Source organism: Maridesulfovibrio bastinii DSM 16055, assembly GCF_000429985.1.
In the GTDB taxonomy this organism is placed as follows: Bacteria; Desulfobacterota; Desulfovibrionia; order Desulfovibrionales; family Desulfovibrionaceae; genus Maridesulfovibrio; species Maridesulfovibrio bastinii.
In genome coordinates this window covers 57,417-75,621 of the sequence record NZ_AUCX01000020.1, presented here as the reverse complement: position 1 = coordinate 75,621, position 18,205 = coordinate 57,417, and the positions used below count along the sequence as shown (strand labels likewise).

The window sequence follows — 18,205 nt, the reverse complement described above, 5'->3', positions numbered from 1 at the left end:
TTAAAATACAATTTCCGGCATCACAGGTTTTCCGATTTTAATCTGCCCAAGTCCATCCTTACCGACATTAATATCGTACATAATCTTTCTTTTTTCTTTGTAAACATCATCTTCATCACTAACACTGTTCATAATTTTAGGAGTAAGAAAAACGAAAAGATTAGTCTTTGTTTTTTCGGTGCTCTCATACCTGAAAAGATACCCCAGACCAGGTATATCCCCCAGCAATGGGACTTTGCTTTCATTGACAGTGTCATCCTCTCCAAGAAGACCGGCAATAACTATAGTCTGCCCATCTTTAACCTGAATAGTCGTATCAACCTCACGCTTTCTGGTTGTTGGTGCGATAAGATTACTATCTGAAGAAGCTACAGATGTTGGAACAACACGACTGACTTCCTGATGGACCACAAGCCTCAAATCGTCATTCTGACCTATCTGTGGAGTAACTTTGAGCATTACACCGACATCCTTATATTCAAGGCTCTGAGAATTATAGTCTGAATCAACATTATTTGTTGTTGATTTTGTAGAAAAAGGGATGTTATCCACAACATTAACTGTCGCTTCTTCATTATCCAGAGTCAGCAACTGTGGTGTAGATAGGATCTTAAAATCATCTGAAGATTTGGATGCACTCATCAGAGCCTGCATACTATATTCTTCACCATCCACTTTAAAAAGGTTGGTAAAAAGAGCTCCAATGGCTCCACCGCTAGGCACGGCAGCCATTCCATCATTTAATGTTAAACTACCACCACCAGTATTTGATGAACCAAAAACAACGGTATCTCCACCTGCGGCCGGAAGCACCCAGTTTGCCCCGAATTGGAAATTTGCAGTATCCGAAACTTCCATAATCAATGCTTCAATAAATACCTGTTTACGCCGTACATCCAGCTGCCCGATAATTTTTTCCAGATGTGGATAATCGTCAGGTCTTGCAGTGATAACCAGACTATTGGTTGCCTTGTCCGCAACTATTTTAACTTTGCCGCGTACGACCTTATCTTTAGAATCTTTAGAGCTTGAAGATGTACCACCTACTAAATCCGTAAGTACTTTTGCCAAATCCTCAGCCTTAGCATTGTGTAAACTGTAAAGATGGATACTTCCCTTGCCTTCCGGGGTTGGAAGATCCATAGAGGCAATCATTGATTTTATTGTGGCCATATTCATGGCATCAGCAAGTACAAATATTGAATTGGTCCTTTCATCATAAACGGTTAAAGCAATTCCCTGACGACCTTTCTTAGCCATATCAGCCAGCTTGGCTGTCATAACTTTATTAATCGATTCTGAAATTGTCTGCGCGTCACCGTTCTTAATAACAATGTTGACTGACCTTGTCGCATACTGACTTCTGTCCACTGATCTGACGATTTTCAAAATTCTGTCAATATTTGAAGCTAGAGTAGTGACAATGAGTGTATTGGAAGGCTGGTAGACGCTTACTCCACCGGTATTTCCAAGCATTGATTTCACTACATTTCCAAGATCAACAGCACTTGAACTCTCAAGGTGAATAATCTGGGTGATAAGCTCATCGCCAAGCTTATTTATTCCCTTTCCCCCGGTTTTAGTGGGAACAGCAAGATTCTGGCCCTTATTAACCGGAAGAATCTTATAGACCGCACCGCTTGGGATGATCACAAAACCATTAAGCTGCAAGACAGATTCAAAAACTCTGTAAGCTTCCTGCACAGATATTTTTGTTGGGGAATAGATTGTAACCCTTCCGCCGACAGCTTTATCAACAATAAAATTTTTACCCGTAATTTCACTGATAAATTTGATTAAAACGTGGATATCAACTGATTTAAAATCAAGGCTGATCGTTCCCTGTGCGGCATTTGCAATTTCAACGCGATACCCGCAGGAAGGCCCAAGAATCAAAAAGCACAATAGTATAAAAACAAAAATATTACGCATTGCTAAACTTCAATCTCAATGTTTCAAAACGCTGATTGCGCCATACTTTTATTACAACAGAATTTTCAATTCTTAACTTCGCCATTCCCATTACATCCGTTAAAGAATTAAGATTATGCCCGTTAACACTTACAATCAGATCACCCTGTCTGATACCGGCACTAGCCAGTAATGATTTTCTCTCCAGACTGTTTATCAAGAGACCTTTACGCCCATCCTTCTTGGCAAGAGTAAAATCAACATTATCTAAAAACGCCCTCGGATTTGCGAAGACATCCTTTAACACATCTTTATTTATGAGAACATTCCCAGAATCAGATTTAGCCGCGATAGATTTATCACCTTTATCTATCATAAGAAGACTTTTTTTCTTCCCATCCCAAAGAACAACCGCCCTTCTTTTAATCTCAAGAATTTTGGTTTTACCAACACCTTGACCTTCTTTAAAAACTCTTACCCCACGTCCGACAACCATAATAGCTCTCATCAAAGACTTATTTGATGAATACACCGTTCCTAAAAGCCGCAAATTGGAATTGGCCATAGGTAACTTGTTCAGGTCTGACTGTGCTCTTTTCTTCTTTTTAGGCTTTTTAACTTTTTTAGGGTCAAAAGCTCCGAATATATTGCGGTTGTTGATAATGTTAAACTGACTTCTATCAACTTTTTTATATGAGTCGCCGGCAGTAGCAACGACAGTAGGGTCCGGGGAAAAAATTTTAACAGGAATTACCAGTAGATATGCACCTACTGCCAAATAATATGCTGAAAAAGTAACAATCAGCAATTCCCCAAGTATTTTTAACTTACCCAGCATTACTACCCACAAAATATTTAATTAATAACATTACATTCTTTGTATTAAACTTAATTACATATGCTTACCAGAAAAAAGAATCAGCCGACAAGACTGTTCATCTGGAAGATAGGCATAATTATGGAGACCACAACAAATCCTACAATCACTCCCAGAGAGAGAATCATCAACGGTTCGATAAGTGATGTTATCATCTGTAATTTGCTTTCAACTTCATCATCACAGTCATCAGCAACGATGAGAAGCATTTTATCAAGCTGTCCACTCCGCTCACCCGCGGCAACAAGTTGCACATGCATGGGATCAAAAAGAAAACTTCCGTGCATTGCCAGAGTGAGATCCTTACCTTCCTGAACATCTACAGAAATCTGGTCAACTACCTTTTCAAGATATATATTTGTTGACGCGGATCTCACAATACCAAGACCTTTAAGAAGACTTACGTCGTTTTTTAAAAGAAGCCCCAGAGTTCTGGTAAAATTACCGACTTCAATATAGCGGAAAAGATCACCGGTTACCGGGGCAGATAACTTAGCCTTGTCCATTATCCTTTTACCGGGAGCAGTCTTTTTAAAACGTATAATCCCAAATATGAGTAAGACAACCAGAACAATCAGCAATCCCCACCAGTGTCCCATAAAATTACTGAATCCGATCAGTATTCTTGTCGGTGCAGGCAACTCCTGTTTCATATCGACAAAAATTTGAGTAACCTTGGGGACAATGAACATCATAAGAAAAACAAAAATTCCGCCACCGACAATAAGCATGAGTATCGGGTACGCCAGAGCGGACTGAACTTTTCTGCGCAGTGCGACCTGTGATTCCAGATGATCAGCAAGTCTGCCCAGAACAAGGTCAATTGAACCGGAATCTTCACCGGCCTGAACCATTGTTATAAAAGTGCTTGAAAATATATGCGGATGATCAGCCAGAGCTTCAGCCAGAGATAAACCTTCGCGCACTCTCTCACGAACTTCTGAAAGGACTTTATCCAGCTCGGATGTTCCTTTACCGTCAAGCATTGCAGCTAAGGCGAAGTCAAGAGCCATACCGGCAGAAAGAAGTATTGCCAGCTGCCTTACAGCTCCAGAGAGCACTTTGAGAGGAACTCTGTTAAATATCCTCTGATAGAAATAACGAAGGGTGGAACCACCGGCTTTGGGTTTACGACCACTGATCTTGGCAAGTTTAGTGGTATATAGCCCCTTAACCTTCAAAGAATGCAGCGCCGCAGTCTTATTATCAGCTTCTATAATTCCCTTAACCGATTTACCGGTTTTAGATACTGCTTTATATTGAAACGCTGGCAAAGGGGCTCCTTTTCTTTATTCCTGATAATCAGAAATTTATTACTTCCACAGTTTTTTTAATTGCAGACCTTTTTTCATGCATCAATTAAACTTAACCATGTAAACGACAGCCCTTATATTTCTACATTTTATATTCAGGCATAAAGCTATTTAACAAACGATTTCTGATATTCCTTCAACACTACGTCTGTCTCGCCAATCATTTTGTTAACCCCGTTTTCTATCCAGACTACCGAGGTGCAAAGCTCTTTAACAATTGGAGCGCTGTGGGAGACAAAAATAATAGTCTGCCCTGATTTCATCTTTTCTTTCATAGTTTCAGTCGATTTTTTACGAAACGACTCATCACCAACGCCAAGTATCTCATCCACCAGTAAAATGTCAGGAGACATTTTCATAGCTACGGAAAAGCCTAACCTTGCTCTCATGCCGGATGAATATGTTTTCAAAGGTTCCATAAACCAGTCTCCCAGTTCTGAGAACTCTCTTATATCTTCAAGGCTGTTCACAGCGTCTCTGTAGCTATGCCCAAGGAGCATTGCCCCAATAATTGCATTGTCTCTTCCTGAAAGATCTTCAGAAAAACCAAGCTGCAATGTTAAAAGGGAAATAGAAACCGGCACATGCCGTATTATTTCACCAAAATCAGGTCGTATAATACCGGCGATTATCCGCAGCAGAGTTGATTTACCAGCTCCGTTGCGACCAATAAGGCCTACAGTTTCCCCTCTTTTAACTTCAAAGGAAACATCCTTCAAGGCATCATAGGCTCCAACCTTCATGAAGCCTTTGCGCACAGTGTAGCGGCAGCCGACATTTTTGAGAGTCAATATAGGCTCATTATTCATTTTTGACACAACCTAGGATAAACGTGGTCTAATTTGAATATGATTACAAAAGAAATTCCAAGAATAACAAGTCCGGCTACAGTAATATAGAACAGGTAGGTCCAGTCAGGCCAGCGCCCGAACATCAGCACTTCACGATAAGCTTTGATCAGTCCTGCCATAGGATTAGCGTATATATAGACCCTATGCTGTGGAAGAATGACATCGTCAATATTATAAAAAATACCGCTTGCATACATCATCAATTTTAAACCTGTAGAAACGACAAATGCTAAATCAGGCATGAATGGTACAATTGCAGCTGCCAATGTTCCGATACCAATCATAAAAATAAGCTGGATAACCATAAGCAGAGGTATGGATATCCAAGTAATACTTACCGGGATACCATAAACCAACAGAAAGACTAAAAGAAGAATAAACACAAAAATATGTTTAAATGTATCTCGCAAAGCGACTTCAAGGGGGAAAAAAATTTTAGGTATATCAACCTGCAGCATCAATCCTTTACCGTGGGTAACACTGGTTGTTGCATGGTTTATTACATTAGCAAACCATTGCCAGCAAATCAGGCCTACAAGAAGAAAAGCTATAAAATCATGTGTCCCTCTATTAAAAAAAATCCCGAATACGAGGTAGAAAGTAAGCATAGTTAAAACAGGTTCAATGACCCACCATAAGTAGTTCAGATAATAACGAGATACCTCAGTTCTCAAATTTGCATATGATTTTATAGCAAGTAATTCAAAAAAATTTGATTTGATATTTAAATGCTGTATGCTGTTAATCTTTAAAAACAGCTTCTTTCCGCTTGACAAAAAAAGTCTGCCAAAAAGAAAAACAATCACAAACAAGAGCGCCGCGATGATTGCAATATGCAGATATATGCTCAACTGATCTTCAATAAGATGCGAGATATCGAATCTGGAAACAGCGAGAACTATAAAAAGTATAAAGGCTAGGGGGAATAATTTTTTATACATTTTTTCCAGCAGTATCAGGTAAAATATTTAATAAGTTTATATCTTAATCAAAATGGAAACAGCAAAATTGAATAAATTTCAATAGATAAATTAAGTAATTCTCTTTTATACCTCGAACGCACTAATTACAATCAGCATTTGGTTGGAATCAGGAAGAATACGCTGTATTATTCTTCTTTTTTCTGCTCTTCCAGCTGCTTTTGAAGAATTGCAACACGCTGGACAAGCCTTCTGAGCATTACTTCCTGACGGGATCTGTCTATATCCATCAGCAGATTCTTAATAAAGAGCATAACCACAGCACCAAGCAGCACCAGACTGGGACCGTATGCAACGCCTACAAGCCTCGCCAGTGAATCGGAAAGTGTCGGGAAAAATCCGAAAACGAGAAAAGCGACTGAAATAAATATCCACCATGGTGTATATTTGGAATATAAAATATTTTTTCTAACCAGATATATTATTACTGAAGCACTGATGATACCGGCAGCGCCGGTTAGAATATTCATTGCTGAGATACTTATCATTTTGAAATCCGACATAGCGCGATTATTGAGCTGAGCATCATATACTTTGTCACTGCAAGCCATGAATTGAAAATACGTGATTTTCCGCATTTTCTTTCAGTCATGCATACTCCTATCTCTTTAAAAGTAATTCCTAACTCTTTAAGAATCAATAACAGGCTGACGTCCTGATAATCCACAAGTGAAGCTCTGGAAAGGCCGACTTTACGCATGGCCTTTCTATTATAAGCCCTGAATCCTGAAGTCAGATCGTCAATGGATAGCCCGGTAATAAACCTCAAGTATTTCCATGCAATATGCCTCGCAATACTACCCCTTGAAACGCAGGAACCGATAAGCACATCACACTCACAATTCTGCAATTCCCTGATTAAAACCGGAATCGCGGTGACATCATGCTGGCCATCCGCATCGCATGTAATGCAGAGATCATAGCCTTTCAGCAACCCGTACCTTATACCGGCCTGAATAGCCCCCCAAGCTCCAAGCTGACAGCATAAATCAAGAACCTCAGCTCCAGCTTCAACAGCTACCTCCGCAGTTTCATCGGTACTCCGGTCATTGACCACAAGTACGTCTATATCAAGAGTAGCTTTCAGGTCTCTGACAACATGACCTACAGACAGAGCTTCGTTATAAGCCGGCATAACCACGAGGGCCTTCATTAAACCGGTTTTATTCTCCATTACTCAACTTTCCAAATTCCGCCTATAAACGGATTATAGACTACTTTTTTAAAGTATGGCGTACCAACAGGACTAACAAAGAGCAGCCTGAAAGTAAGACAGTCGAACTGGTCACGGTTCATATAATACAGCTGGCCAGCATCTGGAATAATGATGGCCACCTTATCAGAATTCCGCCCCGGTTCATGGCTAAGACTTTTGGGGGTTACAGAAAATATCATTCCATACGGAAATTCTTCATTATTATATTTGAATCTACCCTTATCAAGATCGATTTTGCAATCATCTATTTTAAAGTTGTAGATGGGGGCTGCGACAGTTGAATCTGATCCGGGAAGAGTGCGCCCGATGGAAAGCCATGAATTTCTGATCAGCATATCACTGAACAGAACAAGATAAACATCAGCTTTCGGGAAAAAAAACTTCTGCCAGTTTCTGGCTTTCGGCAGTCCGATTCTTTTTATTTCCTTGTCTAGGTTCTGCGGCACACAGAAAATATTTACTAGAAATTGCACCGAAGCGGCGTAATCATTTATGTATTTGTTTATTACAGCAATTCCGGTCCGATGCACAGAAAAAAAGCGAATCCAGTTTCTGGACATGACCGGATTAAGGGATGCCAGCGGGACAGCTGATTTGTAAGACAGTTCAGGAGTCTGTGATCCACCGTCGACCAGAGTTTTCCTTTTGCCGTAATACTGAAGCATATATCCAGGTCCCCACCAGTTCCACAGCATAGCTTTTTCCGGGACAACATAGCTTATGGCGTTTGCCAGATTGGCGGTATTCGCTGTGAAAGAAGCAACCGGTTGATATTTTATACTGTTAGATGCTGAGGGGAATAAGAGTATGCAGGTCAGGCCCAAACTGAAAACTGGAGCTACTTTTTTAATCAATTTTATCTGCTTAAGAAGATTACAGAGAAGAATGCAAAAGCCCGCACAGCCCATTGCAATGAAAGGCACCAAAAACAACATAAAACGCGATCCGGCAAAAACACTTCCGACAAACAGCAACAATAGTCCAAAAATGAATAAAACAGCTGTCTTACCCAATTTTAAATAAGGGTAGAAGCCTATAAGAAAGCAGCCAAAAGCGATCCATGAACCGAATAAATCTAAAACAAATGTTTTTAAATCCGGCCGGGCCAGCTCCTCAATAGTTGCCCCCATATTGAAATATGGAGTTTTTATTGTTCCTGAAATAAGTCCGAAATGTTCCTGAAGAGTAACAAAAAAAGGCTGCAAAATTACCGGAAAAGACTCTTTGCTTCCGAAAATTACCGCCAGACAGACGGCTGCTCCGGCTACCAGAATAAAGACTTTAAAAATCTTTTCATAGCCTGTTTGCCCGGTCACTGTGAACACGGATAACGCGTAGAAAAGAGCACAGATTCCAGCTAATGGCACCGCGGCAGGTCTCCACCAGAGGAAGACGAGAACTTCGGTCAAAGCAAAAAGGCCAAACCATAAAAATTGCCTGCGAGCCTTTGCTACAGTCAGCAGATATGTAAAAATAAAAGAACACCAGAGCAGAACGAGATTCAACGCATCAGTATCATAATATCCAATGCAGGTCCGGCGTATAAGCACAAAGTTAGCAGCAACAGCCAGACAAGCGGCAATTGGCGCTGTAAAACTATCTGGGAAAAAATATCTGGTAGTAAACCATGCCAGTGGAATCAGCAGACAGGCAAGAAGCGGAGACATGAAAAAAGCCACGCTTTCAATATTGATATCAAGCATATTACTCAGAAAAACAGTAATACTTGATATGAGTGGAGGGAATGATGGATAAAATGATGGTGCAAGATCTTTGCTTGCGCCATATTCTCCGTTTTGAAGATCTCTGCTTAACCTAAGATAATAAAATGAATCCGCTGTGGTGGGTAATCTGTAACTGTCAACACGGTTAACTATATTATTGTCAAACCCCGGGAGAGCGTAAAAGTGAATACCTAAAAAAATAAAAGCCAGCACAACCAATGTTAATACGGTTTTTGTTCTATTCAACAATTTAGCTTTCTCTAAAAATTAAGGGCCACATCCATGCGGGTGTGGCCCTTAATATATTATCAGTTAAATGGGGTAAACAGCTAACTAGCTATTTGTTCCAACATACCTGATTATAACAGGGCTGGAGCTGTTAGTTGTGCTAGTGCTACCGCTTTCGTACATTTCAACATTGATTTCATCAATGTTGGATGTTTTTCCGGTCTTGAACATGTATTTAAGAGCATTGGCATCGTCAAGTTTATCGAAGGTTGAACTATCAGCGGTGAATTCAGCAACACCGTTACCATATTCATCACTAGATACGGCAACAAGATTTCCAAGATCAACATTTCCGTCGTATGTTACCGTAGGGGTGTCCTTATGGAATCCGCCTAAAAGACTGGAGGTAACAAGCCAAAAATGCTTACCATCTACACCGGCTGTAGTTTTGTCAAAGGTTTCACCATGGATATCATCGATACTGCCATCGCCACCCCAGGTGACAAATGTGAGCCTGAGTTGGTAATCATTGTGCAGATCAAGCTCAGTATCATTTACATCGGTGGTGATGAAACCCTTGTAATTAGTAGACGTATCTTTATCCAACGGCTGAATTTCAAGGACCATCTTTTCGAGAGTATTTTCACCCTCGTTGGTGGAGTAGAAGTCCTTAAGTGTCTGGGCTTCTACTGCAGGAGCATAGGCTTCATAAGTTTTTGTGCTGTCGTTGTATTTGTAAACTACAGCTCTAACAGGTCCGCGCTTACCATTTTTAAGTGTGGTAGCATTAACAAACTGAACCGTATCCAACTCAGCTCTTCCGGACTCAATGGGACGCATGTAGTTAGACTGTTTATCTTCGCCAAGTTTAAACTTCAGTCCAGAAGGAGCATAGAAGTTAACAAAGTAGTCGCTGTCAATAGAGCTTCCTGTAGATTCAACATCAGCTTCAATCATATAGCTTTCTGCTATGGCCTCAGAGTTAAGGTCAATCAGACGTTTATCTTTTCCATCATGCTTAGCGGAAATTGATAAGCTATAAGGAAGATTATCTACTTCGCTGTAAACGCTCATCGGCACATACAGAGTTGCAGTGCTACCGCTCTTACTAGTAAGAGTAATTTCTATATTCTCATTGTAGCCGGGTTCAAGAACATCATGAGTATATTCTATTTTAAATGAGAACGATTTTTTGTTGATATCCGTCGAACTGGGAATTTTATCCACAGCACCACCAGAACTATCTACAAAAAGGGAAGCTGCTTCAAGGCCGCTTCCGTCTGCAGCTGTAGCTTCAAAACTGATAGTTACACTTGTATCCATATTACTCTGTACCATATACTGGCTTGAACCGTCAGTTTTACTGTATGCGTTGTATGGAGTAATAGAATTAATTTTAAATAATCCAATAGTATCTGCTGCATTGTCTTCAGCTTTGATTTCATCTTTAGCATCATCAATAGCAGTATCAGCATCTTCAACTATGCCATTATAAGCTATTTTAAGAATATCCTTATAATCTGGAGAATCTGCGACAGTACCAGTTATATAGTTCTGTAATGCATTTGCTTCTTTAGTGGGATCACTATTAAGTGCTTCTCTAAGAGCACCAAGTTCTTTAAGAGCGTCATAAGATGAGCCGCCATCCTGAATTTTGGTAGCCAGCTTATCTAGAATATCGGAGACTTTTGAAGATTCAGCTCCGGATTTATCCATATCAAGGTCTAAACCATCACCTTTCCAGAGAGTTGACTGGGACAGAATTACACCTGGATCGGAAACTGTAACTTTCTGAGGATCGTTAAATTTGGATGTATCCAGTCCCAAAGAACTCATTAAGTTTAAGGTCTGATCTTTTGCTTCTTTTGCTGCATCATCATTTGCTTTACCACTATCTACCTTACTTTTGAGCAGCTTTGTTTCCAGACTGGAGAACAAAGTGAAGTTCACAGTAATATTGGATGAAAAATCTTCTTTGATTACCGCAAAAAGATCACTTTGAAATATTTGATCTACGTTACCATCGTTAGGAATGTAACCAGTACCCTTTTTGACCCTGAGCATTACAGGGAAGGTGGCACCTGAAAGCTGGCTTTTAGAGAAGGTATAAGTTCCATCAGTTCCGGTAGTTCCAACATTTTTGATCCAGTTTGCATCAATTTCAGGATCAAGATCGATGGATTTAAGGGCATCAATAGTACCATTTGCAACGGGATGACCTCCAGTACCACCACTGACACTTCCAGAAGAACTGCTACCACCGCTGGAACCACACCCGGAGAGGCCCAGCAGGAACATAAAAACAATTGCAATAATTAAATGCCGTTTTAACATTTAATCCCCCATTTCAGACTGAGTTAGAGTTGAATCGACGAGAGAACCCAGTGCCTTATATTGATTAAATTTAACACATGATCCTAGATTACAGGCAACCTGCAAATCCCGAGAACCCTCATCATAGGATCCAAGACGCATATATGCGTCGCCTCTATTTACATAAGCTTCAACAAAATCTCCATTGAAGACCAAAGCCTTCGTGAAATTCTGTATGGCTAGCTTATAATCTAAATTATGCAGAAAAACAACACCAAGATTATAATAAAACTCATATTGATCATTGTTTAAATCGATTGCCTTTGATATCAGGGTGATTGCCAACTTATCATCACCCATAAGATATCTGCTCACTCCAAGATGGCAAAACGAGTCAGCCCGCTTATAACCACCTTTAATACAATACATAAAATCTTCTAGAGAGCCTTGAAAATCTCCAAGCCTCTGTCTGGCGATGCCTCTGTTATAAACTGCCGGAAAATAATTTTTATTATGTTTCAACGCCTGAGAAAAGCAGGCCACGGCAGTCGCATAATCCTTTTGATAGGTATAAACAACTCCCTTTCCGAAGTATGCCTTAACATCTTTTCTGTTTTGTTTCAGAATCGTTTCATAAATTGACAAAGCCTCATCGTATTCACCAAGCAAGACTTCTGAATAAGCCTGATTATACAAATACTTATCTCGCCCAGGAGCAGCAGCAGAAGCCTTTTTAAAATAGTTGTGAGCCTCTTCAGGATTATTCTGTTTAAGAAGCAAAGCACCTTTTTCATTCAATACATCAGGAGTTTCAACACCTTTTTGTATCGCAGTATCGATTATTTTAAGTGCCTCGGAATAATTACCTTTAATTCTCTGAGATTCAGAACGACTGAGTATTTCTTTTTCACTAAGAGTTTCAGCTGTTCCGGTCTGCAGGGTTTTAGTCTTGTGCACGCAACCACAGAGGACCATTCCCATGCATATAACCACAAAAACTTTTGAAAATCTATTCATCATAATAATTAATTGGTCCTTAATGGAACCCTGCTAAATTAATGCGGCCTATATGTCCTTCAATACCTGACACAGGTGGAATATAAATAGAATATTCTTTTGTATCACGTCCGACATGTAAAACACAGCTCTCTGCCAGCCCGCTTGGATAAAAACGTATACGGTAATCTCCCGAACGCTCACCTTCCGATGTCTGCATAGAAATTATTCTATAATCATCAGGAATTTCACCATTAAAAGATCCTGCAGGGCGAACCCTGATTCTGCCATTTTCATCAAAGGTAAGAGTCTGCATCTTACCCGTAATCATTGCGAGATAACGGGCTTCTGAAGCTCCTTCCATAATAACACTCTTAAAATCAGAAAACTCGCCCCTGCCCGAATCAAGATTCAAAGCCGGGGCAGTTAGCCCAAGCATAACAGCCATTATGGAAATAACAACCAAAAGCTCAAACAGGGTAAACCCCGCCTGAGCTTTTAAATTATCTTGTTCCCTCACTCTTGATGTCCGCATTATTACCTGACCCGCCTTCCTTACCGTCTCCACCGTATGAATACAGTTCAAAAGGACTGTTTGCACCTGGCGAAATGTATATATAATCACCCTGCCACGGATCGTTGGGAACCTTATTTAAATATCCGTTGGGCGGATAACTTTTAGGTACACGTCCGACAGAAGGCCTGCTGACCAGAGCTTTAAGTCCCTGTTCAGTGCTTGGATAGTAACCGTTATCAAGATAAAATTTCTTAAGTGCAGTCTCAATATTTTCCATTTCAATTCTTGCTTTTACAACTCTGGCTTTCTGCGGTTCGTCCATCAGCTGCGGAGCAACCAGTCCGGCCAGAATTCCAAGAATAACGATAACAATCATCATCTCAAGCAGGGTAAAACCTCTTGATCCGCCCTTTTTAGAGCTGTCTATTTTTTTATTCACGGCATATCCCCAATACATTATACAGTTTATTCATCATCAGCCTGACCACCAAATACACGCCGATATTTATTATTACCAAGACTAAAAATCAACTCGTCTTTGCCTATATGGTCAAGCCTGATATTTCCAATCGAGCTGCCTTCATGCATTACAGAATCATTCAATACAGCAATACGCGATCCGGGATTATCACTGAAGGCAACAGCACCTATCGCAATTGAAGCTATTGCCGGCACGGATTCTCCATCAAGAATTTCACCTTTGCTATCTGTATATCCGTCTTCACTATCTAAATTTGTTAGGTTCTTATCAGAAGAAATGTCTCTGCCGTCAAAATTATTTTTTTCTACGGCATCAACAGACTCCTTATTACTTTTTTTTAATTTTCCGGCAACACTCTTTTGCATATCGTCAGTATTGTTATTTTTAAGGTGCTGGTCATTTATATTTGTATCTATATTTTTTACAGACAAACCATCTTCTGCTTTTACTCCGGAATCATTACCTTCGGATTTACGATCAGTTCGTTCAGAACTCGATGCAGTACCTTTCTTTTCAACAGTTGAAGCGTTGCCAGTTTTTTGATTATTCCCGGTAGAACGACTTTTCAGACTCCCAGTTTCACCGGAAGCCTCATCAGCAGTAGCGGATACATTTTTATTCAGACTTTGTTGCGCCTCAAAAGCTCTGTTTTCTTTCTGCGAACCATTTGCCGAACCAGCACTTGAAACAGCCTGCGATGAATTTACAACAGACCCGCGAATCTCATTACTGGCAACTTTTTCCCTTACACCTGAAAAATCAAGAGCCTTTTCTATGGTTCGGTGATCTACAAATACAAATAGAGCACAGGCAGCCAGAAAAGCAGCCAGAATCCAGGGCAGCAGGGAAACTTTTTTTTCTTCTTCGTTTTTTGGTTTTGAATTGAACAGGTTACTGTACATTCCATCAGAGGCCAGTTGCTGAACCATATCAGGGGTAATTCTGGTATCCCCGGAAAAAACAATCTGATCCAGAAGATGAGAGCAGGCATGGTTAATCAGCCGCGGTACTCCGCCGCTCAACTTCCAGACCTCTGTCAGCGCACGGCTTGTAAATTCAATTTCATGTTCCTGCGACTTTTCCAGCTTAAAGCGGACATAATTACTTGTATCTTCAAGGCTTAGAGGCAACAACCGGCATCGTATACCGATACGCTGGTTAAGAGCCTCAAGGCCCGGCTCACGCAAACGTTCAACAAGCTCAGTCTGCCCGACAAGAAGAATTTGAACGAGCGGTTTATCGTTTTCGCGCAGATTTGAAAAAACAAGAATCTGGCCCCAATGAGTTTTGGTCAGCAGATGCGATTCATCAAAAATCAGAACAACACGCTTGCCTTCCTTATGCATTTTTTCAAAAAAATCAGTCAGCAGAGCAAGACCGTGCCGATGGCTCTTGGGAGATTCCAATCCGAAACTTTTACAAAAATGACTGACCTGCTCCACAGGGGAAAGAAAAGGATTACCTATCTCCGCATAAATAAATTTATCTGTCTTCTGGCGCTGTATAAAACGAAAAAGGGTTGTTTTACCGGTGCCGATTTCGCCGGTCAGCATGACCAGACCGCACATGGAGTCAAGGCCTACAACAATACGGTGGACAGCTTTTTTATGACTCTCTGAGGGGAAGAAAGAAAAAACAGTTGAAGAATCCCCGAATGAGTTGAATAGTTCAGAGAGTTTACGCACAATCGTCAACCGTTGATCTGGGTAAAAATTATATCAATATCAAAGAGACCTTTTTTATCCTTTTTTATTCGTAGATGCTTCACGGAGACTACTCCACCCTCCACCTCGGCACTGTAAAGAAAAGGGATAAAACTCTTCTGCAACATTGATTTGAACCGAACGTAAACCTCTTTTTCGATTCTTCCATCATCAAGCGTTTTTGAGGATGGACGCATAAAATCAACATTTCTGGTTATTTTAAGGGTTCTTATTATATCTTCCAGCCGGGCAAACAAGTTCACTGAAGTTACTTTATTTCCTGTTCCGGCAGCTTTCTGCAGATTCTTATATTCCGCCGCAAGCTTGACGACCTGTTCAAGATGTCCGCCGACTATATCAACCTGCGAATTGATGTCCTTATTCATTTGAATTACCGGGATCACCGCAAAACGAACGATAAGAATCAAGAAAAGGCCGACCAGTGCTATTCCTGCAACTCTGTTCTCTTTAAGAAAAGCAACAGCTTTTTCATAATATGTGCGAAAAAGTGAAAGATAGGAATCAAACAAAGCTAAACCCCCAGAGTTTTACGCAGCATTTCAATTGTAAATCTGACTTTTTTGGTTTTCTTTTCAGCGGTGGCACCTTTGATGCTTACTGAATCAAAAAAACCGGTTTTGTTTAACTGATTCCTGAGCAATTCTACGTCCTTAAAATTATTAGCAGAACCAGAGAGAGCGAGTCTCTTGGAATCCAGCGTCAATTCGTCCAGAGTCACCTTGAGCGATTTAGCAACAGCAGCATTAACCACCCTGAGGACTTCAATAGCTGACCCTGAACCTCCTGAATTATTTTTGAGCTTGCGCTCCAATTTATTCATTCTGGAAGTAAGAATACTTACCCGCTGAGTATGCGAAAAATTTTTCTGAATACCGGGAATACTTTCAGAAAGTATAGCGTTTATACGATCTTCAGTTTTACTTACTATCCTGCTTTTATAATAAATATTTGCAGAAAAATACACAAAAAGGCTGATTAACAGAACCGCACACCACCCAAGGTAATATTTTAAAGCTCTGACTTTAACCGAGTCATCACCTGAAGAATCAAGATTTAAAAATTCCAGACGATCACCTTTAATTTTCTGCAACAGTCCGAAAGCCTTCAGACAGCTTACTGCTTCATGGTTGTCTTCAAAAAAAGTCAAAACATCATGCGGCATAAATCTCACGGTTCGAATATTCAGACTCTTACCGATAAGTTCTTCTATACCTGTAATCTCTGCCCCCTGACCGCAGATAAGGGCAACATCAGGCATGAATCCTGTTTTCTCGGAATAAAGGTATATGTAACTTTTAATTCTGGAGATCAGCTTATTAAGAGATACAACTATCTTTTTTTCTTCTTCCCCAAGCTCTTCACTGGAAAAATCAGAAGAACAGAGCAGACGGCTGGCAGCATCAGAATTTTCAGCATCACTTAGCACCAGATTGGTACCATGTAACAGCACATCACGATGTTGCAGCAATTCACCATCAAAAGAATAAATAGCCGATCTTTCTTTACCTAAATCAATTACAACCTTATTTTTTTCTATATCCGGGTTGTCCAGAAAGCCGATAAGCGGAGCAGCTCCCTCATAAATATTTTCAAGCTTGAGCCCCTTTTCCAAAAAAGCGCTCTTAAAATTCTCCACAACTTCATTCTCAATGCATCCTGCAACAACAAAAGCACCCCGGTCTCTGGACGCACCATATCCCCAGTCGACATAAAGGCTCTCCAGATCTACAGGTATTGAATTTTCCAACTCGAAATCCAGCGCGGATTCAATTCTGGCAGAGCCCTTAAAAGGAAAGAAAAAACTCTTTATAAGAATTGAACGGCTATCCAGAACTATTATAATTTGAGGGGAAGGCATCGCTTCCCTCTCTATGTATGCAGCAACTTCGTCTGCAATAACAGAAGGTTCATCGGAATCTATTTTTTTTATATAAGATTCCTTGTATTCTTTATTTTTTCCACTGCCTACAGACCCGAGTATAACCAGATCACCATCACTCAGATCAACAGCGAGCCGTTCATTGCTCATACAAATACCTAATAACCATACTTTTTATACTTTACAGAATTACTTGATGAAGAAACATTGAATATTTCCATAAGGGAAGAATTATAAATACCTTTATTATACCGAATTGTCACTCTGACAGTATCCGAGCCATAACTCAGTTCAGGCAAATTCTTTTTATACTCAGCTGGCTGATTCTGCATAAAGACAGAAAACCATCCGGCCTTGTTATTTCCCTGCCTTGCGCTGTTCAAATCGCTATAAAAATCCAACTTTTCATCCAGAGAACGATCTACAGGGACCAAGGCCATTACTATTTCTTTTTTCAACGTATTTATATTCATCGGCCCCTTGCTGTATGGAGTTACAAGGTCTTTAAGACCGGGAATATTTCCAGAGCCATTATAAAGTTCCATAAACTCGTCATCATCAAGCCAGTTATCAGGTCGCCTTATAAGAAGCAGTTCATCTGTACTTTGAATATGCTTTCCTGACAGCCCGTATTCAGGGTCGAGAGATCTATAATAATCTCTATCGTTATTACACAGGGTTCCATTACCAATCCAGCATAAGATAGAGTTGGCATATGCATTGGCATTATCCAGTGTATCATCACCTGACCCGAAATCGTGCGCCTCACAAAGGTTAAACAATAGCGAAACAAGAACTTTCTTTATCTTTGTGGAGTTACTGTTACTTTGCATATTGATCGGCAGACGACTGGATTCATCTTCTATCTTTCCTGAAAGCTCTCCTGCATCCATTACTCCTGAAATTGTTTTTAAAATATTACTGTAGTTTTTACGAAATTTTTCAAAATCAGTAAACGTGCCACCTAAAACCTTGTCTTTAAACATAGCGATGGTCGTGTCTGCCGCAGATTCAAGAATAGTGTTGGCAACATAGGAATTCTTTAAGTAGGCCGCCCCTGAATAATCATACCTGGAGGCTTTGATTATATCAGCAACGATAGATGCAACAAGGGCCATAAGAATGAGCACAATCAACAAAACAGCCCCCTTTTCGCTGCCTTTGTGATTATTGAAAAACATCCTGCTACTCATAA

The 18,205-nt window shown here is 40.3% G+C and carries 16 protein-coding genes; all 16 read right to left on the bottom strand.

Going from position 1 to position 18,205, the window contains the following annotated elements; translation table 11 throughout:
- The 16 genes from gspD to G496_RS0111170 all read right to left on the bottom strand — a co-directional run bounded on the left by gspD (window position 1) and on the right by G496_RS0111170 (window position 18,203).
- A complete protein-coding gene (gene gspD / locus G496_RS19470) occupies window positions 1-1,932 on the bottom strand; it encodes a type II secretion system secretin GspD (RefSeq protein ID WP_051294990.1) in 1,932 nt (643 codons plus the stop codon).
- Complete coding sequence (locus G496_RS0111240; RefSeq protein WP_027179381.1) at window positions 1,925-2,749, bottom strand: PDZ domain-containing protein; 825 nt, start codon at window positions 2,747-2,749, stop codon at window positions 1,925-1,927. The genes gspD and G496_RS0111240 overlap by 8 nt, the downstream gene beginning before the upstream one ends.
- 80 nt (window positions 2,750-2,829) lie before the next feature.
- Window positions 2,830-4,062: a type II secretion system F family protein gene (locus G496_RS0111235; RefSeq protein ID WP_027179380.1), complete on the bottom strand. Its 1,233-nt coding sequence runs from the start codon at window positions 4,060-4,062 to the stop codon at window positions 2,830-2,832.
- 146 nt (window positions 4,063-4,208) lie between these two features.
- Entirely contained in the window at window positions 4,209-4,910 is a 702-nt protein-coding gene (locus tag G496_RS19465; protein WP_034633069.1) for an ABC transporter ATP-binding protein, read from the bottom strand.
- A complete protein-coding gene (locus G496_RS0111225) occupies window positions 4,907-5,893 on the bottom strand; it encodes an ABC transporter permease (RefSeq protein ID WP_051294989.1) in 987 nt (328 codons plus the stop codon). Before G496_RS0111225 ends, G496_RS19465 begins: the two co-directional genes overlap by 4 nt.
- 167 nt (window positions 5,894-6,060) lie before the next feature.
- Window positions 6,061-6,420: a DUF2304 domain-containing protein gene (locus G496_RS19460; protein WP_051294988.1), complete on the bottom strand. Its 360-nt coding sequence runs from the start codon at window positions 6,418-6,420 to the stop codon at window positions 6,061-6,063.
- Entirely contained in the window at window positions 6,417-7,106 is a 690-nt protein-coding gene (locus tag G496_RS0111215) for a glycosyltransferase family 2 protein (protein WP_027179378.1), read from the bottom strand. Before G496_RS0111215 ends, G496_RS19460 begins: the two co-directional genes overlap by 4 nt.
- Window positions 7,106-9,121 carry an STT3 domain-containing protein gene (locus G496_RS0111210; protein WP_084407549.1) on the bottom strand — a complete coding sequence of 672 codons (2,016 nt, stop codon included), beginning with the start codon at window positions 9,119-9,121 and terminating at the stop codon, window positions 7,106-7,108. Before G496_RS0111210 ends, G496_RS0111215 begins: the two co-directional genes overlap by 1 nt.
- 84 nt (window positions 9,122-9,205) lie before the next feature.
- Window positions 9,206-11,434, bottom strand: coding sequence for a hypothetical protein (locus G496_RS0111205; protein ID WP_027179376.1), 2,229 nt, complete (start codon window positions 11,432-11,434; stop codon window positions 9,206-9,208).
- The gene (locus G496_RS0111200) at window positions 11,435-12,433 is read right to left on the bottom strand and encodes a tetratricopeptide repeat protein (protein ID WP_027179375.1); all 999 of its coding nucleotides are present in this window, start codon (window positions 12,431-12,433) and stop codon (window positions 11,435-11,437) included.
- Window positions 12,434-12,449: 16 nt separating this feature from the next.
- Window positions 12,450-12,929 carry a prepilin-type N-terminal cleavage/methylation domain-containing protein gene (locus G496_RS0111195; RefSeq protein WP_027179374.1) on the bottom strand — a complete coding sequence of 160 codons (480 nt, stop codon included), beginning with the start codon at window positions 12,927-12,929 and terminating at the stop codon, window positions 12,450-12,452.
- Complete coding sequence (gspG, locus tag G496_RS0111190; protein WP_027179373.1) at window positions 12,913-13,365, bottom strand: type II secretion system major pseudopilin GspG; 453 nt, start codon at window positions 13,363-13,365, stop codon at window positions 12,913-12,915. Before gspG ends, G496_RS0111195 begins: the two co-directional genes overlap by 17 nt.
- A gap of 26 nt (window positions 13,366-13,391) precedes the next feature.
- Entirely contained in the window at window positions 13,392-15,092 is a 1,701-nt protein-coding gene (locus G496_RS0111185; RefSeq protein WP_027179372.1) for an ExeA family protein, read from the bottom strand.
- A 5-nt stretch (window positions 15,093-15,097) separates the two neighbouring features.
- Window positions 15,098-15,640 (bottom strand): hypothetical protein, encoded by a 543-nt coding sequence (locus G496_RS0111180; RefSeq protein WP_027179371.1) that lies wholly within the window; start codon window positions 15,638-15,640, stop codon window positions 15,098-15,100.
- Between the two features lie 2 nt (window positions 15,641-15,642).
- A complete protein-coding gene (locus G496_RS0111175; RefSeq protein WP_027179370.1) occupies window positions 15,643-17,160 on the bottom strand; it encodes a PilN domain-containing protein in 1,518 nt (505 codons plus the stop codon).
- Between the two features lie 8 nt (window positions 17,161-17,168).
- Window positions 17,169-18,203, bottom strand: a complete 1,035-nt coding sequence (locus G496_RS0111170; protein WP_156900637.1) for a type II secretion system protein GspK — start codon at window positions 18,201-18,203, stop codon at window positions 17,169-17,171.
- Between the last annotated feature and the right edge of the window lie 2 nt (window positions 18,204-18,205).

What these genes read in the sequence shown, in the direction of transcription:
- gspD (WP_051294990.1), bottom strand. Translation starts at nt 1,932, where the DNA reads ATGCGTAATATTTTTGTTTTTATACTATTGTGCTTTTTGATTCTTGGG.
- G496_RS0111240 (WP_027179381.1), bottom strand. Translation starts at nt 2,749, where the DNA reads ATGCTGGGTAAGTTAAAAATACTTGGGGAATTGCTGATTGTTACTTTT.
- G496_RS19465 (WP_034633069.1), bottom strand. Translation starts at nt 4,910, where the DNA reads ATGAATAATGAGCCTATATTGACTCTCAAAAATGTCGGCTGCCGCTAC.
- G496_RS0111225 (WP_051294989.1), bottom strand. Translation starts at nt 5,893, where the DNA reads ATGTATAAAAAATTATTCCCCCTAGCCTTTATACTTTTTATAGTTCTC.
- G496_RS19460 (WP_051294988.1), bottom strand. Translation starts at nt 6,420, where the DNA reads ATGATAAGTATCTCAGCAATGAATATTCTAACCGGCGCTGCCGGTATC.
- G496_RS0111215 (WP_027179378.1), bottom strand. Translation starts at nt 7,106, where the DNA reads ATGGAGAATAAAACCGGTTTAATGAAGGCCCTCGTGGTTATGCCGGCT.
- G496_RS0111205 (WP_027179376.1), bottom strand. Translation starts at nt 11,434, where the DNA reads ATGTTAAAACGGCATTTAATTATTGCAATTGTTTTTATGTTCCTGCTG.
- G496_RS0111200 (WP_027179375.1), bottom strand. Translation starts at nt 12,433, where the DNA reads ATGATGAATAGATTTTCAAAAGTTTTTGTGGTTATATGCATGGGAATG.
- G496_RS0111175 (WP_027179370.1), bottom strand. Translation starts at nt 17,160, where the DNA reads ATGAGCAATGAACGGCTCGCTGTTGATCTGAGTGATGGTGATCTGGTT.
- G496_RS0111170 (WP_156900637.1), bottom strand. Translation starts at nt 18,203, where the DNA reads ATGAGTAGCAGGATGTTTTTCAATAATCACAAAGGCAGCGAAAAGGGG.